21 protein-coding genes, 2 tRNA genes and 1 pseudogene are annotated in these 24,314 nt (G+C 69.7%); 11 read left to right on the top strand and 13 right to left on the bottom strand.

Features of this window, described 5'->3' with window-relative positions; all coding sequences use genetic code 11:
• Positions 1–38: 38 nt before the first annotated feature.
• The 4 genes and pseudogenes from hemB (at position 39) to LPN01_RS02050 (ending at position 3,770) form a co-directional block, all read left to right on the top strand.
• Positions 39–1,031 carry a porphobilinogen synthase gene (gene hemB / locus LPN01_RS02065; RefSeq protein WP_262826688.1) on the top strand — a complete coding sequence of 331 codons (993 nt, stop codon included), beginning with the start codon at positions 39–41 and terminating at the stop codon, positions 1,029–1,031.
• A gap of 211 nt (positions 1,032–1,242) precedes the next feature.
• Positions 1,243–1,335 (top strand) — tRNA-OTHER (locus LPN01_RS02060).
• A complete protein-coding gene (locus LPN01_RS02055) occupies positions 1,295–1,579 on the top strand; it encodes a GNAT family N-acetyltransferase (protein ID WP_262826687.1) in 285 nt (94 codons plus the stop codon). Before LPN01_RS02060 ends, LPN01_RS02055 begins: the two co-directional genes overlap by 41 nt.
• Positions 1,576–3,770: pseudogene (locus LPN01_RS02050) on the top strand (spermidine synthase). Before LPN01_RS02055 ends, LPN01_RS02050 begins: the two are co-directional and overlap by 4 nt.
• Here LPN01_RS02050 and LPN01_RS02045 read toward each other — a convergent pair.
• Positions 3,767–4,264, bottom strand: coding sequence for a hypothetical protein (locus LPN01_RS02045; RefSeq protein ID WP_262826686.1), 498 nt, complete (start codon positions 4,262–4,264; stop codon positions 3,767–3,769). The pseudogene LPN01_RS02050 and the gene LPN01_RS02045 sit on opposite strands and share 4 nt — an antisense overlap.
• 83 nt (positions 4,265–4,347) lie before the next feature.
• Here LPN01_RS02045 and LPN01_RS02040 point away from each other — a divergent pair.
• Together LPN01_RS02040 and LPN01_RS02035 are read left to right on the top strand one after the other, a co-directional pair.
• Positions 4,348–4,424, top strand: a tRNA-Arg gene (locus LPN01_RS02040).
• A gap of 142 nt (positions 4,425–4,566) precedes the next feature.
• A complete protein-coding gene (locus LPN01_RS02035) occupies positions 4,567–5,589 on the top strand; it encodes a bile acid:sodium symporter family protein (protein WP_262826685.1) in 1,023 nt (340 codons plus the stop codon).
• Here LPN01_RS02035 and LPN01_RS02030 read toward each other — a convergent pair.
• The 10 genes from LPN01_RS02030 to LPN01_RS01985 form a co-directional block, all read right to left on the bottom strand.
• Positions 5,573–6,319: a 3'(2'),5'-bisphosphate nucleotidase CysQ gene (locus tag LPN01_RS02030; RefSeq protein WP_316746527.1), complete on the bottom strand. Its 747-nt coding sequence runs from the start codon at positions 6,317–6,319 to the stop codon at positions 5,573–5,575. The genes LPN01_RS02035 and LPN01_RS02030 overlap by 17 nt on opposite strands.
• Positions 6,316–8,229, bottom strand: a complete 1,914-nt coding sequence (cysN, locus tag LPN01_RS02025) for a sulfate adenylyltransferase subunit CysN (RefSeq protein WP_262826683.1) — start codon at positions 8,227–8,229, stop codon at positions 6,316–6,318. Before cysN ends, LPN01_RS02030 begins: the two co-directional genes overlap by 4 nt.
• 40 nt (positions 8,230–8,269) lie before the next feature.
• Positions 8,270–9,169 carry a sulfate adenylyltransferase subunit CysD gene (cysD, locus tag LPN01_RS02020; RefSeq protein WP_262826682.1) on the bottom strand — a complete coding sequence of 300 codons (900 nt, stop codon included), beginning with the start codon at positions 9,167–9,169 and terminating at the stop codon, positions 8,270–8,272.
• Positions 9,170–9,227: 58 nt separating this feature from the next.
• A complete protein-coding gene (locus tag LPN01_RS02015; RefSeq protein WP_262826681.1) occupies positions 9,228–9,446 on the bottom strand; it encodes a hypothetical protein in 219 nt (72 codons plus the stop codon).
• A 53-nt stretch (positions 9,447–9,499) separates the two neighbouring features.
• Complete coding sequence (locus tag LPN01_RS02010) at positions 9,500–10,762, bottom strand: N-succinylarginine dihydrolase (RefSeq protein WP_262827048.1); 1,263 nt, start codon at positions 10,760–10,762, stop codon at positions 9,500–9,502.
• 5 nt (positions 10,763–10,767) lie between these two features.
• Positions 10,768–11,784, bottom strand: a complete 1,017-nt coding sequence (locus tag LPN01_RS02005) for an arginine N-succinyltransferase (RefSeq protein WP_262826680.1) — start codon at positions 11,782–11,784, stop codon at positions 10,768–10,770.
• Positions 11,781–12,989 carry a hydrolase gene (locus LPN01_RS02000; RefSeq protein ID WP_262826679.1) on the bottom strand — a complete coding sequence of 403 codons (1,209 nt, stop codon included), beginning with the start codon at positions 12,987–12,989 and terminating at the stop codon, positions 11,781–11,783. The genes LPN01_RS02005 and LPN01_RS02000 overlap by 4 nt, the downstream gene beginning before the upstream one ends.
• 66 nt (positions 12,990–13,055) lie before the next feature.
• Positions 13,056–13,985 (bottom strand): YdiY family protein, encoded by a 930-nt coding sequence (locus LPN01_RS01995; RefSeq protein ID WP_262826678.1) that lies wholly within the window; start codon positions 13,983–13,985, stop codon positions 13,056–13,058.
• A 52-nt stretch (positions 13,986–14,037) separates the two neighbouring features.
• Positions 14,038–14,529: an RNA pyrophosphohydrolase gene (locus tag LPN01_RS01990; RefSeq protein ID WP_262826677.1), complete on the bottom strand. Its 492-nt coding sequence runs from the start codon at positions 14,527–14,529 to the stop codon at positions 14,038–14,040.
• Positions 14,526–15,506 carry an alpha/beta hydrolase gene (locus LPN01_RS01985; RefSeq protein ID WP_262826676.1) on the bottom strand — a complete coding sequence of 327 codons (981 nt, stop codon included), beginning with the start codon at positions 15,504–15,506 and terminating at the stop codon, positions 14,526–14,528. The genes LPN01_RS01990 and LPN01_RS01985 overlap by 4 nt, the downstream gene beginning before the upstream one ends.
• Positions 15,507–15,564: 58 nt before the next feature.
• Between LPN01_RS01985 and LPN01_RS01980 the strand changes: the two genes are divergently transcribed.
• Both LPN01_RS01980 and LPN01_RS01975 read left to right on the top strand, forming a co-directional pair.
• Entirely contained in the window at positions 15,565–16,461 is an 897-nt protein-coding gene (locus tag LPN01_RS01980; RefSeq protein ID WP_262826675.1) for a histone deacetylase, read from the top strand.
• 27 nt (positions 16,462–16,488) lie between these two features.
• Positions 16,489–17,694: an SAM-dependent methyltransferase gene (locus tag LPN01_RS01975; protein WP_262826674.1), complete on the top strand. Its 1,206-nt coding sequence runs from the start codon at positions 16,489–16,491 to the stop codon at positions 17,692–17,694.
• A 701-nt stretch (positions 17,695–18,395) separates the two neighbouring features.
• On the opposite strand, the gene LPN01_RS01970 is transcribed toward LPN01_RS01975, so the two are convergent.
• Together LPN01_RS01970 and LPN01_RS01965 are read right to left on the bottom strand one after the other, a co-directional pair.
• Positions 18,396–19,244 (bottom strand): AAA family ATPase, encoded by an 849-nt coding sequence (locus LPN01_RS01970; RefSeq protein WP_262826673.1) that lies wholly within the window; start codon positions 19,242–19,244, stop codon positions 18,396–18,398.
• Positions 19,245–19,305: 61 nt separating this feature from the next.
• Positions 19,306–19,965 carry a DUF6975 family protein gene (locus LPN01_RS01965; RefSeq protein ID WP_262826672.1) on the bottom strand — a complete coding sequence of 220 codons (660 nt, stop codon included), beginning with the start codon at positions 19,963–19,965 and terminating at the stop codon, positions 19,306–19,308.
• A gap of 181 nt (positions 19,966–20,146) precedes the next feature.
• Here LPN01_RS01965 and LPN01_RS01960 point away from each other — a divergent pair, with 181 nt between their 5' ends.
• From LPN01_RS01960 to LPN01_RS01950, 3 genes are all read left to right on the top strand, one after another.
• Positions 20,147–22,399 carry a DPP IV N-terminal domain-containing protein gene (locus LPN01_RS01960; protein ID WP_262826671.1) on the top strand — a complete coding sequence of 751 codons (2,253 nt, stop codon included), beginning with the start codon at positions 20,147–20,149 and terminating at the stop codon, positions 22,397–22,399.
• 76 nt (positions 22,400–22,475) lie between these two features.
• The gene (locus LPN01_RS01955) at positions 22,476–23,192 is read left to right on the top strand and encodes an MgtC/SapB family protein (RefSeq protein WP_262826670.1); all 717 of its coding nucleotides are present in this window, start codon (positions 22,476–22,478) and stop codon (positions 23,190–23,192) included.
• 64 nt (positions 23,193–23,256) lie between these two features.
• Positions 23,257–24,285: an aspartate-semialdehyde dehydrogenase gene (locus LPN01_RS01950; protein WP_262826669.1), complete on the top strand. Its 1,029-nt coding sequence runs from the start codon at positions 23,257–23,259 to the stop codon at positions 24,283–24,285.
• Positions 24,286–24,314: the final 29 nt, after the last annotated feature.

Below are 24,314 nucleotides of genomic sequence, written 5' to 3'. Positions count from 1 at the left end.
TCCCGCAAAGCCGCCGCAGTCGTCGAAATGGATATGTCATGACCGCTGCCTATCCCGCCCTCCGCCTCCGCCGTACCCGCGCGTCGGGCTGGAGCCGGCGGATGCATGCCGAAACCGTGCTGACCCCCGCCGACCTGATCTGGCCACTGTTCATCGTCGAGGGCGAGGGCGTCGAACAGCCGATCGCCAGCCTGCCCGGCGTGTCGCGCTGGTCCGTCGACGGCATCGTCGCGTGCGCGATCGAGGCCCGCGCCCTCGGCATCCCCTGCGTCGCGCTGTTTCCCTACACGCCCGCGCACCTCAAGACCGACGACGGGCGCGAGGCGCTCAATCCCGACAATCTGATGTGCCGCGCGACCCGCGCGATCAAGGACGCGGTGCCGGAGGTCGGCGTGCTGACCGACGTCGCGCTCGATCCCTATACCAGCCACGGCCACGACGGGCTGGTCGATGCGGCGGGCTATGTCGTCAACGACACCACCGCCGCCATCCTGATCGAACAGGCGCTGAACCAGGCGCGCGCCGGCGCCGACATCATCGCGCCGTCGGATATGATGGACGGCCGCATCGGCATGATCCGCGACGCGCTGGAGGGCGAGGGCGCCCACAACGTCCAGATCATGAGCTATGCCGCCAAATACGCGAGCGGCTTCTACGGCCCGTTCCGCGACGCGGTCGGCAGCCGTGGGCTGCTGAAGGGCGACAAGAAGACGTATCAAATGGACCATGCCAACGCCGAGGAGGCGCTGCGCGAGGTCGCGCTCGACCTTGCCGAGGGCGCCGACAGCGTCATGGTCAAGCCGGGGCTGCCCTATCTCGACATCATCGTGCGGGTGAAGCAACGGTTCGAGGTGCCGGTGTTCGCCTATCAGGTGTCAGGCGAATATGCGATGCTGGAGGCATCGGTCGCCGCCGGGGCGGGCGAACGCAACGCGCTGGTGATCGAGACGCTGATGGCGTTCAAGCGTGCCGGCTGCTCGGGGGTGCTCACCTATCATGCCGCGCATGCGGCGCGGCTGCTCGGCGCGTGATCGAAACCGCACGGCTGCGGCTGCGCGGCTGGCGCGCGGACGAGCGCGACCTGTTCCACCGGCTGGGCAACGATCCCGACACGATGCGCTATCTGGGACCGCTGCGCGACCGTGCCACGGACGACGAGGCGTTCGACCGGCAACAGGCGTTCCTCGCCGCGCACGGCACCTGCGTCTGGCTGGTCGAACGACGCGACGACGGCGTCCCGCTCGGGGTGTGCGGGGTAAAGCCGGCGCGCGACGGACTGCCGATCGGCGGCGAGATGGAGATCGGCTGGCGGTTCGAGCCCGCCCATCGCGGCCATGGCTATGCGTTCGAGGCGGCGCGCGCCAGCCTCGACCACGTCTGGGCCACGACGGATACCGATCATATCGTGGCGATCACGGTGCCGGCGAACGCGCCGAGCTGGCGGCTGATGGAGCGGCTGGGCATGCGCCGCGTCGCGGGCGGCGACTTCGATCATCCGTTCGTGCCGCCCGACAGCCCGCTCCACCGGCATATCCTCTACCGGATCGACCGCAGCGGCGTCGCGGAGACCGGCTGGTGACGGCCACGCGCGGCGGCGCGCGCCTGTTGTTCGTCGCGACGATCCTGGCGGGATCGTTCCTGCTGTTCCTCGTCCAGCCGATGGTCGCGCGGATGGCGTTGCCGCGATTGGGTGGCGCGCCGGCGGTGTGGAATTCGGCGATGCTGGTCTACCAGACGCTGCTGCTCGGCGGCTATGCCTATGCGCATGCGCTGGCGCGGATCCGGCCGCGGGTGCAGGCGGCGGTGCATCTCGGCGTGCTGCTGGTGGGTGCCTTGTGGCTGCCGATCGGCCTGTCGATCGCCGGCAGCCCGGACGGACTGAGCCCGGCGCTGTGGGTGCCGTGGCTGCTCGGCGCGTCGATCGGGCCGTTGTTCTTCGCGGTGTCGGCCCAGGCGCCGCTGGTGCAACGCTGGTTCAGCATCGCGCGCAGCGGCGACGACCCCTACGCGCTGTATGCGGCGTCGAACCTCGGCAGCTTCGGCGGGCTGATCGCCTATCCGCTGCTGGTCGAACCGCTGCTGCCGCTGCGTCAGCAGAGCCTGATGTGGAGCGGTGGCTATGTGCTGCTGATCGCGCTGGTCGTCGCGTGCGCCTGGCTGCTGCCCCGCGCCGCGGGCGGAGAGACGGCGCGTCCGACCAGCCCGCCGGCGACGCGGCACCGGGCGCTGCACTGGATCGCGCTCGCGCTGGTGCCGTCGGGACTGATGCTGGCGACGTCGACCTATATCACGACCGACATCGTCGCGATGCCGCTGCTGTGGGTGCTGCCGCTCGGCCTGTATCTGCTGAGCTTCACGATCGCCTTCGCCGCCAATCGCGAGATCGCCGACCTGCTGACGCGGATCGCACCGATCACGATCCTGCTGTTCGGGGGCGTGATGATCGGGGGCTTCAACGAACTGCCGCTCGTCAACCTGTCGATCGCGCTCACCCTGCTGTTCATGGTGTCGGTGGCGCTCCACACGCAGATGTACCGGTTGCGCCCGGAGCCGGACCGGCTGACCGGATTCTATCTCGCGATGGCGTTCGGCGGGGCGCTCGGCGGCGTCTTCGCCGGCCTCGTCGCGCCGGTGCTGTTCGACTGGACCTACGAATATCCGATCCTGATCCTCGCCGCCGGGCTGCTCGTGCCGCAGGTGTTCCTGACCGCCGGGATCCGCACGCTGTGGACGACGCCGGCGAAGCGCCGCATCGCCTATGCCGTCGTCGCCATCGTGCTGGCGATCGTCTCCGGCCTGACCTTCCGCGGGCCGGCGGAGCTGTTCGGCGAGGGGCATCAGGGGCTGACCTTCATCGTCATCGCCGGGATCGGGATCGTGTCGGTCGGGGCCAGGCTGTCCTATGTGGCGATCCTCGCGGTCACGCTGGTGATCTTCGGCGGCTGGCGCGCGGTCGAACTGTCGCTGGAGCAGGGCGCGCGGACGCGCAGCTATTTCGGCGTCTACACCGTCCGTGACGCGCCGCACGTGCGCGAGCTCGATCACGGCACGACGGTGCACGGCATCCAGTTCACCGGCAACCCGGTGCTCGAACGACTGCCGACGACCTATTACGCGCCGCCGTCGGGGATCGGCCGCGCGATCGCCGCGCTGCCCGCGCTCTACGGTTCCGGGGCGCGCGTCGGCGTCGTCGGGCTGGGGACGGGGACGCTCGCCTGCTACGCGCAGCCCGGCCAGCACTGGCGCTTCTACGAAATCGACCCCGCGGTGATCCGTATCGCGCGCGACACCGGCCAGTTCACCTATCTGAAGAATTGCCTGCCCGATCCGCCGATACGCATCGGCGACGCCCGGATCAGCCTGGAGCACGACGCGCCCGCCAGCCTCGACCTGCTGGCGCTCGACGCCTTCTCGTCGGACGCGATCCCGATGCACCTGATGACGCAGGAGGCGTTCGCCGCCTATGCCCGCGTCCTGCAGACGCGCGGGCTGCTGCTCGTGCACATCTCGAACCGGTTCCTCGACCTCGAACCGTGATCGCCGCTGCGGCGCGGGCGGGCGGGTGGCATGCCATGAAGCTCTATTACACGCCGCCGAAGCACACCGCGGTCGCTTCCGCCAGCCAGTGGATCGCGCTGTCGCGCGACCCGGTGACGATGCGCTCGCTGATCGCCGCCGATCGCGGCTGGGCGCCGCTCGTGCCGCGGCCGAGCTTCGTCGCGTGGACCGACGATTATTCGACGATCCTGCCCCTGCTGAAGTGGCGCTAGGCGGCGGGCAGCGCGGCCTGTAGCCGGTCGATCGTTTCCCCCTGCCGCTGGCTTTCCGCCGCCACGCGCTCGCGCAGCGCGGTCAGCGTCGGATAGGCGGGGAGCAGCGCCGCGGCGCGCTCGCTCGCGGCCTGGTCGACGTCGGTCAGCAGCGACGAGGTCTGCGCGCGCCAGTCGTCGAGCTGCGCCAGCGCGGTCTGCGCGTCGAGCCACGCGTCGCTGCCGACCGGCTTGCCCCGCGCCCGTCCGCCGGCGGCCTGCGCCCTGGCGGCATCCGCGGCAAACTCCTTGGCCAGCGCGTCGAGCTTTTCCCCGGACGCCGCGACCCGGGCGTCGAGTGCGGTATCGGGTTTGGCTTCGACCACCGCCACTTCCGGCTCGGCGAAGCCCAGCTTCTCCACGGCGCGCGGCGCGAGCGAGGGATAGGCGGCGGTGTCGCTCGTACATCCGGACAGGGCGATGGCGAGCGCGGCGAGCGCAGGGACGGGTTTCATGCCGCCGGGTCTATGCGGGCCAAGAAAATGGCGCAACGCACTTGCGCGTTCGCGGGCGTCTGCTATCAGCGCGCCTCCAATGCGCGCCCGTAGCTCAGCTGGATAGAGCATCAGACTACGAATCTGAGGGTCGGACGTTCGAATCGTTCCGGGCGCGCCAGGAATTCCCCCGCTTCAGGCCATCGGTCTGGCGGGGGTTTTCGTATCCGCCCTATGCGATTGACCTTGGCGCATCCGTGGCGACGCGCTTTGCAAGGCCCCGCGGGGTGGCATCGCGTGGCGGGCACGGTACACCCGCGACCATGCTGCGTTCCATCCTGTCCCTGTTCGAACCCTTCATCCTCATGCTGCTCGGCACGGTCGCGCTCGCCAGCCTGCTGCCTGCGCGCGGCGACTGGGCGACCATGGCCGGCTATGCCGCCGACGGGGGGATCGTGCTGCTGTTCTTCCTCCACGGCGCCAAGCTGTCGCGTGACGCGATCTGGGAGGGGGCGCGCAACTGGCGCCTGCACCTCGCCGTGCTCGCCACGACCTTCGTCGTCTTTCCGCTGTGCGGACTCGCCCTCGCCGGGATCCCGCATCTGGCGGGGCCGGTCGCGGCCGGGCTGCTGTTCCTGACGCTGCTCCCGTCGACGGTGCAATCGTCGATCGCCTTTACCGCGATCGCACGCGGCAATGTCGCCGCGGCGGTGTGCAGCGCATCCTTCTCCAACCTGATCGGCATCGTGCTGACGCCGGCGCTGGTCGCGCTGTTGATGGGCGGCATCGGCGGGGCGGGGGGCGGCATATCGCTGTCCGCGGTCGAAGCGATCGTGCTGCAATTGCTGGTGCCGTTCGTCGCGGGCCATCTGTCGCGGCCGTGGACGGGCGGCTTCGTCGCGCGGCGCAAGGCGTTGCTGACGGTGGTCGACCGCGGCTCGATCCTGCTCGTCGTCTATACCGCCTTCGGCGCCGCGGTGGTCGAGGGGCTGTGGCACCGGGTATCGGGCGCGGACCTCGCGCTGATCGCGCTGATCTGCACCTTGCTGCTCGGCGTCGTCCTGCTCGTGACGTGGCTCGCCGGCCGGGCGCTGGGCTTCGCCCGCGAGGATGCGATCGTGCTGCTGTTCTGCGGCTCGAAGAAGAGCCTGGCGTCGGGCGTGCCGATGGCGGGCGTGCTGTTCCCGGCGGCGCAGGTCGGCGTAGTGCTGCTGCCGGTGATGCTGTTCCATCAGATCCAGCTGATCGCCTGCGCGGTGATCGCGCGCCGCTATGCGGATGCGGCGAGCGTCGCCGACGCTACAGCGGGAACGGGGACGGAGGCTGGCGCTACCGTGCGGCCCTGATCGCCGCCAGCACCTGTTCGGCCAGTTCTGGGCGGCAGATCAGCAGGTCGGGCAGCAGCGGATTGGCGCAATTGTAGACGAGCGGACTGCCGTCGATCCGCGAAGCGTGCAGCCCCGCCGCGAGCGCCACCGCGGCGGGCGCGCAATTGTCCCATTCGTACTGGCCGCCGTCGTGCAGGTAGATGTCGGCGCGCCCATCGACGACCGCCATCGCCTTGACGCCGGCCGATCCCATGCCGACCCGCGTCGATGCCAGCGCCGCGCCGACGCGCTCGACCAGAGCCGGCGCGCGCGTGCGGCTGACGACCATCCGCGGCGGCACCGGACAGGCGCGGGCGGCACAGCGCGCCTGCGCCGTGGTGTAGACGCGTCCCGTGGTCGGGACCGCGACCGCGCCGACCGCGGGACGGCCACCGATCGCGAGGCCGATGTGCACCGCCCAGTCGTCCAGCCCCTCGGCATAGTCGCGTGTGCCGTCGAGGGGATCGACGATCCACACCCGCTCGGCGGCGCAGCGCGCGGTGTCGTCGATCGATTCTTCCGACAGGATGAAGTCGTCCGGCCGTGCCGCGCGCAGCCGCTCGAGGATCAGCGCGTTCGCCTCCGCATCGCCGGCGTCGCCCAGCGCCTTGCCGCGCTCGGTGCCCCGGTCGCGGATCGCGAGCAGCAGCGCGCCCGCCTCTTCCGCGATGTCGCGCGCGAGTTCGACGTCGGTCCGGGCGATGGTCACAGCTCGAAACTCCATACGCCCAGGACGTGCTCGACGATCCGTTCCGCGGCGGCCTCGGCGGTTTCGTGACGCGTGTCGATGCGGATGTCGGGCCGTTCGGGCGGCTCGTAGGGGCTGGAGATTCCGGTGAAATGCGCGATCTCGCCGGCGCGGGCCTTGGCATAGAGGCCCTTCACGTCGCGGGCCTCGGCCGCCGCCAGCGGCGTGTCGACGAAGATCTCGACGAACTCGCCGGCCGGCAGCATGCCGCGCACCAGATCGCGCTCGGCGCGGAAGGGCGAGATGAAAGCGGTCAGCACGATCAGCCCGGCGTCGGTCATCAGTTTCGCCACCTCGCCGATGCGGCGGATGTTTTCGATCCGGTCGGCATCGCTGAAACCCAGGTCCTTGTTGAGGCCGTGGCGCACGTTGTCGCCGTCGAGCAGGAAGCTGTGCCGCCCCAAGGCATGCAGCTTCTTTTCCACCAGATTGGCGATCGTCGACTTGCCCGATCCCGACAGGCCGGTGAACCACAGCAGGCGTGGGGACTGGCCCTTCTGGCGGGCATGCGCCTCGCGCGTGATGTCGACCGACTGCCAGTGGACGTTCTGCGCGCGCCGCAGCGCGTGGCGGATCATCCCCGCCGCGACCGTCGCGTTGGTTTCGCGGTCGATCAGGATGAAGCCGCCCAATTCGTGGCTTTCGTCATAGGGCGCGAAGACGATCGGCGCGTCGGTGAACACCTCCGCGACGCCGATATCGTTGAGGTGCAGCGTCTTGGCGGACAGATGCGCCTGCGTATTGACGTCGACGACGTGCGCGGGCGGCTGCACCGTGGCACCGACGGAGCGCGTGCCGATCTTCAGCCAATAGCCGCGGCCGGGGACCAGCGGCGTGTCCGCGAGCCATACGAGCGTCGCCTCGAACTGGTTGGCGGCCCCGGGCGGCGCATCGGCGGCGGCGATGACGTCGCCGCGCGAGCAATCCACCTCGTCCGCGAGCACCAATGTCACCGCCTCGCCCGCCACCGCCTCGGTACGGTCGCCGTCGAGCGTGACGATCCGCGCGATCGTCGTCGTCCGGCCGGACGGGACGGTGCGCACGGCATCGCCGGGCCGCACGCGCCCCGCCGCGATCGTGCCCGCGAAGCCGCGGAAGTCGAGGTCGGGCCGGTTGACCCATTGGACGGGCAGCCGGAACGGTGCGCCCGCGGCGCGATCGGTATCGACCGGCACGGTTTCCAGGAACGGCAGCAGCGCCGGCCCGTCGTACCACGGCATCGCCGCGGAGCGTTCGGCGACGTTGGCGCCGCTCAGCCCCGACAGCGGGATCGCGGTGAAGCCCTCGATGCCGATGCCGTCGGCGAAGCGCCGGTAGTCGGCGACGATCCGGTCGAAGGTCGCCTGGTCGTGGCCGACGAGGTCCATCTTGTTGACCGCGAGCACGATGGTCCGGATGCCGATCAGGTGCGCGAGGAACGAATGCCGGCGCGTCTGGGTCAGCACGCCCTTGCGCGCATCGATCAGTATGACCGCGAGGTCGGCGGTCGACGCGCCGGTCACCATGTTGCGGGTATATTGTTCGTGGCCGGGTGTGTCCGCGACGATGAACTTGCGCTTTTCGGTCGCGAAGAAGCGATAGGCGACGTCGATGGTGATGCCCTGTTCGCGTTCCGCGGCGAGGCCGTCGACCAGCAGGGCGAAGTCGATGTTCTGCCCCTGCGTGCCGAGCCGCCGGCTGTCCGCCTCGAGCTGGCTCAGCTGGTCTTCGAAGATCGTCTTCGAATCGTAGAGCAGCCGGCCGATCAGCGTCGACTTGCCGTCGTCCACCGACCCGCAGGTGATGAAGCGCAGCATCGTCTTGCGGGCATGGCCGTCGAGATAGGCGCCGATATCCTCGGCGATCAGCGCGTCGGGGGTATAGGCGCTCATCGTGCGGCGACCGTCGCGCGGGCGGTGTGCGACCGATCCATCAGAAATATCCCTCGCGCTTCTTCTTCTCCATGCTCGCCGCCTGATCGTGGTCGATCGCGCGGCCCTGGCGCTCGCTGGTGGTGGTGAGCAGCATCTCGCGGATCACCTCGGGCAGCGTCGTCGCGTCGCTTTCGACCGCGCCGGTCAACGGATAGCAGCCGAGCGTGCGGAAGCGGATCGAGCGTTCGACCGGGACTTCGCCCGGATGCAGGCGGAAGCGGTCGTCGTCGACCATCAGCAGCATGCCGTCGCGCTCGACGGTGGGACGCGGCGCGGCGAAATAGAGGGGCACGATCTCGATCCCCTCCGCCAGGATATACTGCCAGATGTCGAGCTCGGTCCAGTTGGAGATCGGAAAGACGCGGATGCTCTCGCCGCGATGGATGCGGGCGTTGTAGAGGTTCCACAACTCGGGGCGCTGCGCCTTCGGGTCCCAGCTCTGGCTGGCGGAGCGGAACGAGAAGATGCGCTCCTTCGCGCGGCTCTTTTCCTCGTCGCGCCGCGCGCCGCCGAACGCGACGTCGTAACCGCCCGCGCGCAGCGCCTGTTTCAGCCCCTCGGTCTTCCACATGTCGGTGTGCCGGCCGCCGTGGTCGAACGGGTTGATCCCCGCCGCCAGCGCGTCCGGATTGCGATGGACGATCAGCTCCATCCCCGCCGCCGCGGCGGCGCGTTCGCGCAGCTCGTACATCGCGCGGAATTTCCACGTGGTGTCGACGTGCAGCAGCGGGAAGGGCGGGCGTGCCGGATAGAAGGCCTTGCGGGCGAGGTGCAGCATCACCGCCGAATCCTTGCCGACCGAATAGAGCATCACCGGGCGTTCCGCCTCGGCGACGACTTCGCGCATGATGTGGATGCTCTCGGCCTCCAGCCGTTGCAGATGGGTAAGGCCGTTCATGCGGGTGGAGATAAGGCCCCGCGCGGGGGATGCGACGAACTTATCCTATCCGGCGACCCTAATCCTCCTGCCGCCGTTCGACCGCGTCGAGCAGGATGCCGCCCGTCATGAACACCGCGATCGGACAGCAGGCGAACAACAGCCAGCCGCCATAGCCTGGATATTGCTCCAGGTAATGGATGCCGCGCTCCACCGCGCCGAGCCCGAGGCCGTAGATGACGAGAAACGCCTCGAACTTGGTCTTGATCGTGAAGAGGCGCTTGATCCGGGTCCACATGCCCAAATCCTAAGCAAGGCGCGGGCCAGTGGCGGAAAACCGGCATTCCCGGGTTAACGCGGCTGGTTAACGGTAAAGTAACCCGACAGGTCGAGCGCGCTCAGCAGCTGCGCGTGCGCGGCTTCGATGTCGCGGACCAGCGCGGGATCGCCCAGCGCGTCCGGGTGGATCGCCTCCGGCCACCAGCGCCGGACGACCGCCGCGATCGCGTCCAGCTTCGCCGCATCGACCAGAAAGCGCGGATCGACCCGGGCGGGATCGGCGACGACGCGCAGCCGCAGGCACGCCGGCCCGCCGCCGTTGGCCATCGACTGGGTGACGTCGACCGTCTCGACCCGGCGGATCGGTCCGTTGCCGGCGCGGTGGCGTTCGAGCCAGTCCCACACCGTCGGCGTCGCGCGCGCCTCTTCGGGCAGGACCAGCGTCGGCCCGTCCCCGGTCGTCACCAGCTGCGCATTGAACAGATAGGACGCGATCGCATCGGCCAGGCTGACCCCGGCCGCCGGCACCTCGACGATCTCGACCTCGGGCAGCAGGCGGCGCAGGTTCGCGTAGAACCCGTCCCGGTCGGCGAAGGCGTGTTCGTGCGCGAACAGGACGCGTTCGTTGGCGACCGCGACGACATCGTTGTGGAAGGCGCCGGCGGCGACCGCTTCGGCCGATTGCTGGACGAACAGCGTCCTTGCCGGATCGAGCCCGTGCCGGCGCGCGATCGCCTCGCCTGCCTCGCGGTGCTGGCGCGCGGGGAAGGGGCCGCCGGGGAGCGTGTAGACGAACACCTCGACCCCCGGCGCGCCGTGCGATGCCGCCAGCCGCATGTGGTTGGCCGCACCCTCGTCGCCGAACGGCGCCGGCACCGGGCCGTGCACCGCGAAGGCGGGATCGGCGAAGGCGGTGCGCAGCTGCGCCAGCGTCTCGGGCCATTCGTGGCTGCGATGCGGCATCGTCATCAGGTTCGCGACCGAGAGGTGGCAGCGACCGTCCGCGGTATCGGGCGCGGGCGACACCGTCGCGGCATTCGCCGCCCACATCGCCGACGCCGACATCGCCTGCGCGCGCAGCAATGGCGGCGCGGATGCGGGGTCTGTGCCAAGGCTCGCCAGCCAGCGCCTGTCCGGCCGGCGATGCGGCAGCAGCACGCCCTGCGTCAGCCCGAGCGCAAGGTTGGCGCGCATCTTGTCGAGCCCCTGCAACGCCGCCGCGCGCGGGCGGGAAACCTGCCCCGCATGCGCGGTCGCCGCCAGATTGCCCTGCGACAGCCCGGCGTAATTGTGGCTGGGACCGACGATCCCGTCGAAGTTGATCTCTACCGTCATCGTCGTCACCAGCGCGGTACGTGCAGAACGGCATCGCCGGGGCCGATGCCGAGCGCGGCGGCGCAGTCCGGCGACAGGACGATGCCGTCCGCACCCTCGCGCACCATCCCGAACGCGCAGCGGAACGTGTCCAGCCGGCCGACCGCGACCAGCGATTCGACGCCGCCGTCGGTATCGATCGTCGCGATCGGCGCCTCGCGCGCCTCGGCGATCGTGCGGACCTTGTCGGTGCGCGCGGTCATCGTCGGGCCGCCGTCGAAGATGTCGATGTAATGCTCGTAGTGGAAGCCTTCGTTCTCCAGCATCCGCATCGCCGCACGGCCGCTGGGATGCGGCAGGCCGATCGCGGCGCGTGCGGGTTCGGACAGCATCGCGGTGTAGATGGGATGCTTGGGCATCAGATCGGCGATGAACTGGTGGCCGTTGATCGCATTGAACTGGTCGGCATCCTGGAAATTCATCCCGAAGAAGCGGCCGGCCAGCCCGTCCCAGAACGGCGATCCCCCCGCCTCGTCGATGATGCCGCGCAGTTCGGCGAGGATGCGGTCGGCGAAGCGCGCCCGGTGCGCGCGGATGAACAGGTAGCGGCTGCGGGCGAGCAGCAGGCCGAGCCCGCCTGCGCGCTCGCCGGGGTGCAGGAACAGGCCGCCGACCTCGCACGCGCCTTCCAGATCGGTGGTCAGCGCCAGCATCTCGGCGCGGAAGGTGCGGGCGAGCTGCTTGCTGTGCTGGGTCAGCGTGCCGAGGCGATAGCTGTAGAAGGGATGCTGCTGCCCCACCTGCGTGAACAGCTGGCAGGTGCCGCGGACCTCGCCGGTGGCGGTGTTCTCCAGCATTAGCACGAACGTCTCGTCCGCGACCGGACCGTCGGCGCGGGCGAAGGCGGCAGCGCTGCGGTCGAGCTTGCCCGCCAGCGCCTTGCGGTCGGGCGGCAGGTTGGTGAAACCGCCGCCGGTCAGCTTCGCCATTTCGTAGAGGTGCTGGAGGTCGCCGGCCCGTGCGGCACGGATACGAAACGTCATGGCCGCCCCTTTGCCGCGATGCGGCCGATGGTGAGCGCCGACAGCGCGGCGCGCTCGGCGAGGCTGTCGACGATCATGAATTCGTCCGCCGAATGGATCGCGCCGCCGCGCACGCCCATCGTGTCGACGACGGGGACGCCGGCGGCGGCGATGTTGTTGCCGTCGCACACGCCGCCGGTCGCCCGCCGCCCGATGGTGAGGCCGAGGTCCGCACCCGCCGCCGCCACCGTCGCGAACAGGCGCTCGGCACCCGGATCGACGGGCTTGGGCGGGCGGTTGAAGCTGCCGTGGACCGCGACGCCGACGTCGTGCGCGGCGGCGACGGCGGCGACCGCGGCGTCGATCGCGGCGCGGGCGCGATCGATGTCGGTGGCGGCGGCGGGGCGGAAGTTGACGCGCAGTACGGCGAGGTCGGGGACGACGTTGTTCGGGCCGCCGCCATCGATCCGCGCCGGGTTGACGCTGAGTCCCGGCGCGCCCGCCGCCGCCAGCCGGACGGCGAGGTCGGCGGCGGCGACGATCGCGTTGCGCCCCTCCTCCGGATTGCGGCCGGCATGCGCGCTGCGCCCGCGTACCACGATCGAAAAATTGCCGGTGCCGCCGCGCGCGCCGGCGAGCGTGCCGTCGGCGAGCGCGGGTTCGTAGGTCAGCGCCGCGACCTTCCCCGCCGCCGCGCGTGCGAGCAGCGCCGCGGACGACATCGATCCGGTTTCCTCGTCGGAGTTGACGACCACCTCATAGCCCAGCCGGGCGGCCTCCGCCGACCCCTCGAACGCGGCGAGTGCGGCGAGCATGACGGCAAGACCGCCCTTCATGTCCGCGGTACCGGGGCCGTTCAGCGTCCCGTCGTCGCGATGCGTCAGTGTCTGGAAGGGGTGGTCGGCGGGATAGACGGTGTCCATGTGGCCGGTGAACAGCATCTGCACCGGCGCCTCCGGCCGTACCCGCAGATGCAGGTGGCGGCCGTGTTCGATCCGCTCGACGACGCCGTCGGCGCCGACCGCCTCCGCGGCCGCCGGCTCGACCAGCGCGATCTCGCCCGGCAGCGCGGCAAAGGCATCGGCGAGCAGCCCCGCCATCCGCGCCACGCCCGCCAGGTTGCGCGTCCCGCTGTTGATCGCCGCCCACGCCTCGGTCCGGCGGAGCATCGCCGCCGGGTCGATCCGCTCGACCAGCGCGCGCTCGTTACTGGATAATCCTCTCATCCGCCGATGCTAGACCAAGGGTGGCGCCGGGGAAACCACCGTCGACCCCGCGCGGGCGGCTGCCGCCTAGAAGCTGTAGACGAGCGATGCGCGGCTGGTCGTGTCGGTGGACACCGATCCGACCGGCGGCATGCTTTCATATTGCACGTTGTACGACAGCGCCGCCGACAATGGCCCGATCAGCTTGGCGTTGACCGATGTCGTGCCGCTCAGCGTCGAATTGGCGCTCTGGACGTAGGCGGCGGCGTTCTGCGTCACCGACAGGCCGGGCAGCAGCTTCCAGTTGAACGCCAGCGTCCCGCGGCCGGCGATATTGCTCTGTTCGATCCCGTTGGTGAACGCCGTCTGCCGGAACGCCGGACCGAGTTCGACGTCGAGCCGGACCCGTGGCGTCTTGACCGCGCTGTAGCCGATCCCCGCCGAGGCCGAATAGCGGTCGTAATAGCCGAGGAACCGGTCCGATTCATATTGCGCCGCGCCATAGGCGTACAGCCGGTCGTCGAACTTGTAATTGGGTTCGTAGCTGGCGAGATAATGTTCGCGCGTCGCGATATTGGCGTTTTCCTGATAGTCCGCCTGTGCGTGGAACTTGTGGCGCCACTGCAATCCTTCGCGCGTCAGGTCGAGCACCGCCGCACCGCCCTTGCTGTCGGTGTTGCCGGTGGTGATGTAGCCGCCCAGTTCCGCCCGGCCGCTCCACAGGTCGAACATGCTCGCCTGGCGGATCGTGGTCTGCCGCGCCTGCGCCCGGTCGTTGCGCCATTTCTGCGCGATCGCCAGCACCGCATCGGCGCTCGCCGGATCGGCGAGCCGCGCATATTTGACGACGGTCGAGACGTCGCCGTCGTTGCCGCTCTCGATCGCGGCGTCCAGCATCGACCGGATCGCCGCGGGGATCGGCACCCTGGTATCGTCGGGGGCGTCGCCGTCGGCGGCCGCGTTGGCGAGCAGCAAAGGCGCCAGCAGCAGGGCGATCAGGGGAGGAAACACACGCACGACACGCCTCTACCGCCTCGTTCCGTACAGGAAACCCCCAATCGACCCGCGGTCAGCCGTCTGCGGCGAGGTGAGGGCGGAATGCGGCGAGCACGTCCTCGTACAGCCGTCGCTTGAACGGCACGATCATCCGCGGCAGGTCGGCGGGGTCGCACCAGCGCCAGGCGCGGAATTCCCGGTGCTCGGTCGCGATATCGATATCGGTGTCCTCGCCCAGGAAACGGAACAGGAACCAGCGCTGCCGCTGGCCGCGCCACCTGCCCTTCCACACCTTGCCGATCATGTCCTCGGGCAGGTCGTAGACGAATTCGCCCGGCGCCTCGGCGATCAGCGCGACGCGATCGGGCGCGACCCCCGTCTCCTCGCCCAGTTCACGCAGCGCCGCGGCATAGGCGTCCTCGCCCGGATCGATCCCGCCCTGCGGCATCTGCCATGCCTCCAGCGTCGAATCCACGCGCTGCCCGACGAAGACGCGGCCGTCGCGGTTGACCAGCATGACACCCGCGCAGGGGCGATAGGGCAAAGTGGCGACGTCGCCGCTCATCGCCCGGCCGCCTGTGCCAGCACGCGTGCGGCCTCGGCTTCGGCCACCGCATCCTTCAGCGCGGCGAGATAGCCGGCGACGTCCCCCTGCGCCGACGGGATCGCCTTGCGCAGCGTGACGAAGCCGTGGATCGTCCCCGCCGCCTCGCGATAGGTCACCGGCACGCCTGCCTGCACCAGCGCGGCGGCATAGGCGCGGCCCTGATCGCGGATCGGATCGAGGCCGGCGGTGACGATCACCGCCGGCGGCAGGCCGTCGAGCCGGCCGAGCAGCGGCGATCCGCGGGCATGGGCCACGTCGGCGGCATAGGCATCGGCGAACCACAGCATCGTGTCGCGGGTCAGCAGGAACCCGTCGGCGAAGGCGTCGAAGGAGGGATAGGGCCGCGAGGTATCGGCGGCGGGATAGATCGGCGCCTGCACGATCACCGGCACCGCCGCGGGTGCATCGCGCAGGTCCATCGCCGCGACGATCGCCAGCGTGCCGCCGGCACTGTCGCCGCACAGGATCAGACCCGTGACGCTGCGGCCGAGCGCCCCCGGGCTGTCCGCGACCCAGCGCGCCGCGGCCTCGCAATCGTCGGGTGCGGCGGGCCAGCGATGCTCGGGCGCCAGCCGGTAGTCGACCGAGACGACCGGCACGTCGAGCACCCGCGCGATTTCCGCGCAGAAGCTGGCATGCGTGTCGATGGTGCCGATGACGAAGCCGCCGCCGTGGAAGAAGACCATCGCCGGGCCGGGCTGGCGATGCTCGCGCGCGTCGAACAGGCGCGCGGGGATCGTGCCCGCCGGGCCGGGGATCGCGAGGTCGCGGATCGTCGCGAGGTCGCCGACGGGCAGGTCGGCGACGTCCTTCATCGCGACATAGCCCTGCCGCGCTGCCTCCGGCGTCATCTGATGCGTGCGCGGTCCGGGCATGGCGTTGAGGTAATCGAGGAGTCCGCGCACGTCCGGTCGGACGAAGGGCGTGTCGGTCATGCCGTTTCTCTCCATGGACGCGCTTGGGCCGCGCCGGTCGGCGCCCTAAGTAGGCGGGGTGATCGCGATCGTCCATCATCCCGCCTATGTCGCGCCGGCGCCGGCGCGCTCCACCTATCGCTGGAACAAGAACGGGCTCATCCGCGACCTGCTCCGCGCCGAGGGCGACCGGGTGGCGTGGCACGTGCCCGAGCCGATGCCGGTGCGCTGGCTGGAGGCGGTGCACGACCCCGAGTACGTCGCCGAGGTGCTGGAGGCGCGGGTGCCGGCGATCAAGACGCGGCGTATCGGCTTTCCCGTCACGCCCGAGGTCGCGGCGCGGGCACGGGCGGTGCCGGGCGGCACGTGGCTGGCGGCGCGGCTGGCGCTGGAGCACGGCTTCGCCGCCAACACGGCGGGCGGCAGCCATCACGCGCTGGCGGCGACGGGCGCGGGCTATTGCGTGTTCAACGACCTCGCCATCGCCGCGGTCCGGCTGGTCGAGGAGGGGACCGTCGATCGCATCGCGGTGGTCGATTGCGACGTCCACCAGGGCGACGGCACGGCGGCGCTACTCGCCGGACGGCCGGGCATCGCGACCTATTCGATCCACGCCGAAAAGAACTTTCCGGCGCGAAAGGCGCGCTCGACGCTGGACGTGCCGCTCGCCGACGGGATCGGGGACGAGGCCTATCTGACGACGCTGGCGGAGACGCTGGCACCGTTCCTGGCCGAACATCGGCCGCAGCTGGTCCTATACCAGGCGGGGGTCGATCCGTTCGCGGGCGACCGCCTCGGCCGGCTGTCGCTCTCGCTCGACGGTCTCGCGCGGCGCGAGCGGCTGGTTGCCCGGCTCGTCGGCGCCGTGCCGCTGGCGAGCACCGTCGGCGGCGGCTATGGCGACGACGCGCTGGAGATCGCGCACCGGCATGTCGCCGCGATCCTGACGCTCGGCGCGGCGCGCGGGCACCGCTGACCCTTTCCCTTCGCGGCAAGCTGCGGCATGAGCGCGCCCGACATGGCTGCGGACACAGTACAGCAACGCGCGCTCGCGGCGATCTTCCACCGTTTCCTCGACCGGATCGATGCCGGGCTGGCGTCCGGCGGGATCGAGGCACGGCTGCCCGACGGGACGCACCGGCTGCTCGGCGGGCGCCGGGCGGGACCGGTGCCGATCGTCGCCCTGCATCGCTGGCGCGCGCTGGTGCGGCTGGCGACGGGAGGCTCGGTCGGCTGGTATCGCGCCTGGGCGGACGGCGACTGGTCGAGCCCCGATCCGGTGCCGCTGTTCGACCTGTTCATGCGCAACCGGGTCGAGCTGGCCGGCGTCGCCCGTGCGGGCGGCGTGTCGAAGCTGTTGCTGCGCGGCTGGCATGCGCTGCGGCGCAACGACCGCGACGGTTCGCGCCGCAACATCGCGGAGCATTACGACCTCGGCAACGATTTCTATCGCGAATGGCTTGACCCCGGGCTCACCTATTCGAGCGGGATCTTCGACGCCGGCGACACGCTGGCGGATGCACAGGCGCGCAAGCTGTCCGCCGTGCTCGACCGCACCGGCACCCGGCCCGGCGACACCATCCTGGAGATCGGCTGCGGCTGGGGCTCGTTCGCCGCGGCGGCGGCGGCGGGGGGGCGCCGCGTCCACGCGCTGACGCTGTCGACCGAACAGAAAGCGGCGGTGGACGCCCGCGGCCTGCCCGGCGTCAGCGTCGCGCTGACCGACTATCGCGACGTCGCAGGCACCTATGACGCGGTGGCGAGCATCGAGATGGTCGAGGCGGTGGGGCAGGCCTATTGGCCGGCCTATTGCGACACGCTCGCGCGCGTCCTGAAGCCCGGCGGCCGGGCGGCGATCCAGTACATCAGCATCGCCGACGACGTGTTCGATCGCTATGCGCAAGGCGTCGACTTCATCCAGCGCTATGTCTTTCCCGGCGGCATGCTGCTGTCCGAAAGCCGCTTTCGCGCCCTGTGCGAGGCGCGGGGCCTCGCATGGACCGACCATCACGCCTTCGGCCTCGATTACGCCCAGACGCTGCGCCACTGGCGCGAGGCGTTCGACAATGCGGACAAGGCCGGCCGGCTGCCGGTGCGCCTCGACGCCCGCTTCCGCGATCTGTGGCGCTATTACCTGATGTATTGCGAAGGCGGCTTCCGCGGCCGCGGCATCGACGTCGCGCAGGTCACGCTGGTGAAGGCTGGCTAGCGCGCGGGGGGGGGCGGTTATAGTTTGCGCGCGGAGGCGCGGAGGACGCAGAGATGCCGCGCCCGGCGCCGATGGCGCCCCTTCCTCATCGGTCGTTGGTCAGGGACACCCGGCGGCGGACGGGTCCCCTCTGCGCCTCCGCCTGAACTACCTCCCTCCTTAGCGTCTTGGTGTCTTCGCGTGAAAAGACCGCATCGTTCGCCCGATGTGGGGCAGGCGGCAACCGCCCCTGACGCTCGCCGTGAACGCTACTCGCTCGAACAGGATTTTTGCGCGCGAAGGCGCGAGGGCGCGAAGATGTCGCGCCCGGCACCAACGGCATCCTTTTCTCATCATCCATTGTTGAGGGGGCGCGCTGCCGCGGGCGAGCCCCGCCGCGCCTCCGCGCCTCCGCGCGAACCGCCTTTCTTCTTTGCGTCTCGGCGGCTTCGCGTGAAATAATCTGCCCGCGGTGCGGACGCTGGGGCCACTCCGGGTGATTCGCCGTGAACGACAGCCGTTCGAAAAGCAGGGTTTTGCGCGCGGAGGCGCGGAGGACGCAGAGATGTCGCGCCCGGCGCCAAGGGCGTCCCTACCTTGCCGATCATTGGTCGGCGAGACGCTGCCGCGGGCAGGTCTCCTCCGCGTCTCCGCGCCTCCGCCCGAACCACCTTTTGTCTCGGGCCAAATCAGCCGCGTTCGCCAGCCATATGGCAGGCGCCTCAGCGTCCCTGACGTTTCGCCATGAAGGCCAGCCGTTCGAACAGCATGATGTCCTGTTCGTTCTTCAGAAGCGCGCCGTGCAGCGGCGGGATCGCCTTGGTGGGATCGCGGTTCTGGAGGACGTCGAGCGGCATGTCCTCGTGCAGCAGCAGCTTCAGCCAGTCGAGCAGCTCGCTGGTGCTCGGCTTCTTCTTGAGGCCCGGCACCTCGCGGACGTCGTAGAAGATGTCCATCGCCTTGCTGACCAGGATCTTCTGGATGCCCGGAAAATGGACGTCGACGATCGCCTGCATCGTCTCGCGATCGGGGAAGCGGATATAGTGGAAGAAGCAGCGGCGCAGGAACGCGTCCGGCAGCTCCTTTTCGTTGTTGCTGGTGATGACCACGATCGGGCGCTCGACCGCGCGCACCGTTTCCTTCGTCTCGTAGACGTGGAATTCCATGCGATCGAGTTCCTGCAACAGGTCGTTCGGGAATTCGATGTCCGCCTTGTCGATCTCGTCGATCAGCAGCACCGGCGGTGTCGGGCGGGTGAACGCCTCCCACAATTTGCCGCGGCGGATGTAATTGGCGATGTCGTGGACGCGCGCATCGCCGAGCTGGCCGTCGCGCAGGCGCGCGACCGCGTCATATTCGTACAGGCCCTGCTGCGCCTTGGTGGTCGACTTGACGTTCCATTCGATCAGCTCGGCGCCGGTCGCCTTCGCGATCTCGTGCGCGAGCACGGTCTTGCCGGTGCCCGGTTCGCCCTTCACCAGCAACGGCCGTCGCAGCGTGACCGCGGCGTTGACCGCGACCTTCAGGTCGTCGGTGGCGACATAGCTTTGCGTGCCTTCGAAGCGCTTCATGGCCGTTCCCGAAATCGAATGTCGGGTACGTCGTTGGCCCATCGCCGCCGCGGGCGCAAGATCAGCCTTCGCGGGCCGACGCGCGCGCTTCGAGCAGGTCCCACATGCCGCGGTGCTGCGCGAGCAACTGCTGCGCGCCGAAGCTGACGGCGCGTTCGGTCGCGGGTGTGTCGCCGAGCAGCGCGACCTGCGCCGCGGTTTCGCGCTGCGACGGGAAGGCGGCGGGCGCGGCCTCGACGCCGAAGCGCGCGGCGGCGTGGTCGAGCAGCTGCCGGATCGTCGTCCAGTCCCGCACCAGCGCGGCGACCGCGCCGGTCGCGCAGCCGCGCCGTTCCGACTTGGCGAGCATCTCGAGCGCGTGGCGGCCGGCGATCAGCGCGGCCTCCGTCTCCGCCTGTCCGGGCGTCGAGGGCAGGGGGCCGGCGGCGGCGGCGAGCTGCGCGATATAGGCGCGTTCCGCCACGAACCCCTCGGCGATGGCGTCGAGCCAGTCGCACGCGTCGGGCTGGACGCAATGCGCGCGCGCCTCCGCGGCGAGCCCGGGATGATCGCCGTGCACGGCGCACAGCGCATGCACCGCGTCCGACAGGTCGCGGGCGGGCGCGGCGGTCGAAACCAGAAACGAGAGGTGCGGATGCGTGACGCTGCCGTCGGCATCGCCGAGCTGCGCCACCATGTCCCACGCGCCCGCGCGCCAACCCGTCTGTGCCGTGTCCAACATGATACCCCGGAAGAAACTGATGCCGCCCGCCCATCCGGATCGACACGGCCCCTTGTCCGCCGCCTACCTATACCGAAGCGCGTAAAGACAGGGTTGATGGGACGGTAACCCTGTCTCAACGCACCTTTACGGCGGCGGAGCGTGCCCTAAGAACGGCGGCACGGTTTTTGGAGTGAAGGTGATGCGGGGATGGATGTTGGGCGTGGCGCTGGCGTCGGCGGGGAGCATGGCGATGAGCGCTGATGCGGTGGCGCGGACCACGCAGCCGGCGGCGGCGGGCGACCTGACGCTGGCGCGCGTGTTCGGCAGCCCCGACCTGTCGGGATCGCAGCCGCGCGGCGTCCGGCTGTCGCCCGACGGCACGCTGCTGACCTTCCTGCGCCCGCGCGCCGACGAGAAGGAGCGCACCGATCTGTGGGCGCGCGACACCCGAACCGGCGCCGAGCGGATGCTGGTCGACAGCAAGAAGGTCGGCACCGGCGCCGAGCTGACCGAGGCGGAAAAGATGCAGCGCGAGCGTGCGCGGATCGGCGGGTCGAAGGGCATCGTCGCCTACGACTTCGCGCCCGACGGCCAGTCGATCCTCGTGCCCCTCGACGGCGATCTGTATCTCGCGACGCTCGACGGCAAGGTGCGCCGGCTGACCGCGACGCCGGGGGGCGAACTGAACCCGGTCGTGTCGCCGCGCGGCGGCTATGTCAGCTTCGTGCGCGACCAGAACCTGTTCGCCCAGCCGCTCGCCGGCGGCGAGGCGCGGGCGGTCACGCAGGGCGGTGGCGGGACCGTGCATTTCGGCGAGGCGGAATTCGTCGCACAGGAGGAAATGGACCGGCGCACCGGCTATTGGTGGTCGCCCGACGAACGTCATATCGCGGTCGAGCGGTTCGACGAGGCGCCCGTCCACGTCTTCACCCGCGCGTCGATCGGCGCGGCGGGGACCAAGACCTATGAACAGCGCTATCCCGCGGCGGGGACGCCCAACGTGCTGGTCGACCTGTACGTGATGCGCCCGGACGGATCGGGGCGGGTGAAGGTGGACCTGGGCAGCGATCCCGACATCTACCTGGCCCGCGTCGACTGGACGCCCGACGGCCGGACCCTGCTGGTCCAGCGGCAGAGCCGCGACCAGAAGACGCTCGACATGGTGAGCGTCGATCCCGAGACCGGCAAGGCGCGCGTGCTGTTCACCGAGCGGGCGGGCGCGAAGAGCTGGCTCAACCTCAGCGACGACTACAAGCCGATGAAGGACGGCAGCCTGATCTGGCGGTCGGAGCGTGACGGCTATGGCCATCTGTATCGCTGGACGCCCGGCGGCAAGTGGACGCAGCTGACGAGGGGCCCGTGGGTCGTGACCGGCCTGACCGGCGTCGACGAGGCGAAGGGGCGCCTGTACTTCACCGGCACGAAGGACGACGTGCTGGAGCAGCATCTGTATTCGGTCGACATCGCGCGGCCGAACGTGATCGCCCGGCTGACCGAGCGCGGCTGGACGAACAGCGCGACGATGGACGCGGCGGCGAGCCGGTTCATCGTCTCCCGGTCGAACCCGACGCAGCCGGCGCAGGTGTACATGGCCGACACCGCCGGCAAGCGCATCGGCTGGATCAACGAGAATGCGGTGGTCGCCGGCCACCCCTATTTCCCGTTCCTCGCCAGTCACCAGCCGACCAAGTTCGGCACGATCAAGGCCGCCGACGGCACGACGCTGTACTGGGAAATGATTACGCCGCCGCTGGTTGCGGGCAAGACCTATCCGGTGTTCTTCGAACATTACGGCGGTCCGGGCACCGGCCAGCAGGTGACGCGCGGCTGGCAGGGGGCGCTGCCGCAGTTCCTGGTCGACCAGGGCTATATCTATTTCAAGATCGACAATCGCGGCTCGTACAACCGCGGCAAGGCCTTCGAGGACCAGATCTATCACGCGATGGGGACGGTGGAGGTCGAGGACCAGCTTGCCGGCGCACGCTACCTCAAGTCGCTGCCGTTCGTCGACGGATCGAAGATCGCGACCTATGGCTGGTCGTACGGAGGCTACATGTCGCTGAAGATGCTGCAAAAGACGCCGGGGGTCTATGCCGCGGCGGTGTCGGGCGCGCCGGTGACCGACTGGCAATTGTACGACACGCATTATACCGAGCGCTATCTCGGCGATCCGGCGAAGGACCCCCGGAGCTATGCCTCGTCGGCGGCGATCGAGGATGCGGCGAAGATCCGCGATCCGCTGCTGCTGATCCACGGCATGGCGGACGACAACGTCTTCCTCGACAATTCGACCAAGGTCGCGGCGCGGATGCAGGCGACCGACACGCCGTTCGAGATGATGTTCTACCCCGGCTACACGCATCGCGTCGCCGGACCGGGGATCAGCCAGCATCTGTGGGGGACGATCCTCGACTTCCTCGACCGGACCGTGAAGAACAAGCCGGTGCGATAGCCGGCGATGATATCGGCGCAGGTGGGGCCGGACGCCGACGTGATTTCGTCATCGCGGGCGGCTAGGGGCGACGGCCATGCGCTTCCTGACCCTGTTCCACCTCTGGCCGTTCCTCGACACGCTGGTCAGCTACGTCACCGCCTTCGTCCTCGGCACCGCGATCGGCGCCGAGCGGCAATTCCGCCAGCGGACCGCGGGGTTGCGCACCAACGCGCTGGTCGCGATCGGCGCGGCGGCCTTCGTCGACCTCGGCCAGCGGCTCGGCGGCGACGTCGAATCGATCCGGGTCATCGCCTATGTCGTGTCGGGGATCGGTTTCCTCGGTGCCGGCGTCATCATGAAGGAGGGGATGAACGTCCGCGGCCTCAACACCGCGGCGACCCTGTGGTGTTCGGCGGCGGTGGGCACGATCGCGGGGTCGGACATGGTGGCGGAGGCGGTACTGCTGACGATCGTCGTGCTCGTCGCCAACACCGCGCTGCGGCCGCTGGTCGACGCGATCAACCGCATCCCGCTCGCCGACCATGCGGTGGAGGCGACCTACACGGTCACGATCACGGTCGCACCCGGACAGGCCGGACCGATGGGCGACATGCTGGTGGCGCATTTGGAAAACGCCAGCCTGCCCGTCGCCGAACTCGATACGGATGCGCGCGGCGAGGATCGCGTCGCCGTGACCGCGACGCTGGTCAGCACCAACGTCGCCGACGCCGAACTCGACGCGCTGGTCGATCACCTCGCGCGCGTGCACGGGATCGGCCACGCGACGTGGCAGCTGAGCACGCACGATTAGCAAAGCCGATGGACCTCGGCGCGCAACCGTATTAGGCGCTCGCCGCATACGAATGGAGAATGTGATGGGGTATCGGGTGGTGGTCGCGGGCGCGACGGGCAATGTCGGGCGCGAGATGGTCAACATCCTCGCCGAGCGCGAATTCCCGCTCGACGAGATCGCCGTGCTGGCGTCGAGCCGCAGCCAGGGCGAGCAGATCGAATACGGCGACACCGGCAAGATGCTCAAGGTGCAGAACATCGAGCATTTCGATCCCGCCGGCTGGGACATGGCGCTGTTCGCGATCGGGAGCGAGGCGACCAAGGTCTATGCGCCGAAGTTCGCCGCCGCCGGCTGCACCGTGATCGACAATTCGTCGCTGTACCGGATGGATCCCGACGTGCCGCTGATCGTGCCGGAGGTGAACGCCGCCGCCATCGACGGGTACAAGGCGCGCAACATCATCGCCAACCCCAATTGCTCGACCGCGCAGATGGTCGTGGCGCTGAAGCCGCTGCACGACGCGGCGACGATACGGCGCGTCGTCGTGGCGACCTACCAATCCGTATCCGGCGCGGGCAAGGCGGGGATGGACGAATTGTTCGAACAGAGCCGCAACATCTTCGTCGGCGACCCCGCCGAACCGCGCAAGTTCACCAAGCAGATCGCGTTCAACGTGATCCCGCACATCGACAGTTTCCTGGACGACGGATCGACCAAGGAGGAATGGAAGATGGTGGTGGAGACCAAGAAGATCCTCGACCCCAAGGTCAAGGTGACCGCGACCTGCGTGCGCGTGCCCGTCTTCGTCGGCCATTCCGAATCGATCAACATCGAGTTCGAGAACGAGATCAGCGCCGAGGACGCCAAGCGCATCCTGCGCGAGGCGCCGGGGATCATGCTGATCGACAAGCACGAGGACGGCGGATACGTCACCCCGATCGAGGCGGCGGGCGACGATGCGACCTACGTCAGCCGCGTGCGCGAGGATCCGACCGTCGAGAACGGCCTCAACCTGTGGTGCGTCAGCGACAACCTTCGCAAGGGCGCTGCGCTCAACGCGGTCCAGATCGCGGAGCTGCTCGGCCGGCGGCATCTCAAGAAGGCGGGGTGACGTGATACGCGGGGGATGCCGGTGCGGTG

It is taken from the genome of Sphingomonas sp. A2-49 (genome assembly GCF_025548555.1).
Taxonomy (GTDB): Bacteria; Pseudomonadota; Alphaproteobacteria; order Sphingomonadales; family Sphingomonadaceae; genus Sphingomonas.
Note: the sequence above shows the minus strand (reverse complement) of the source record. Positions and strands in the feature narration are given on the sequence as shown.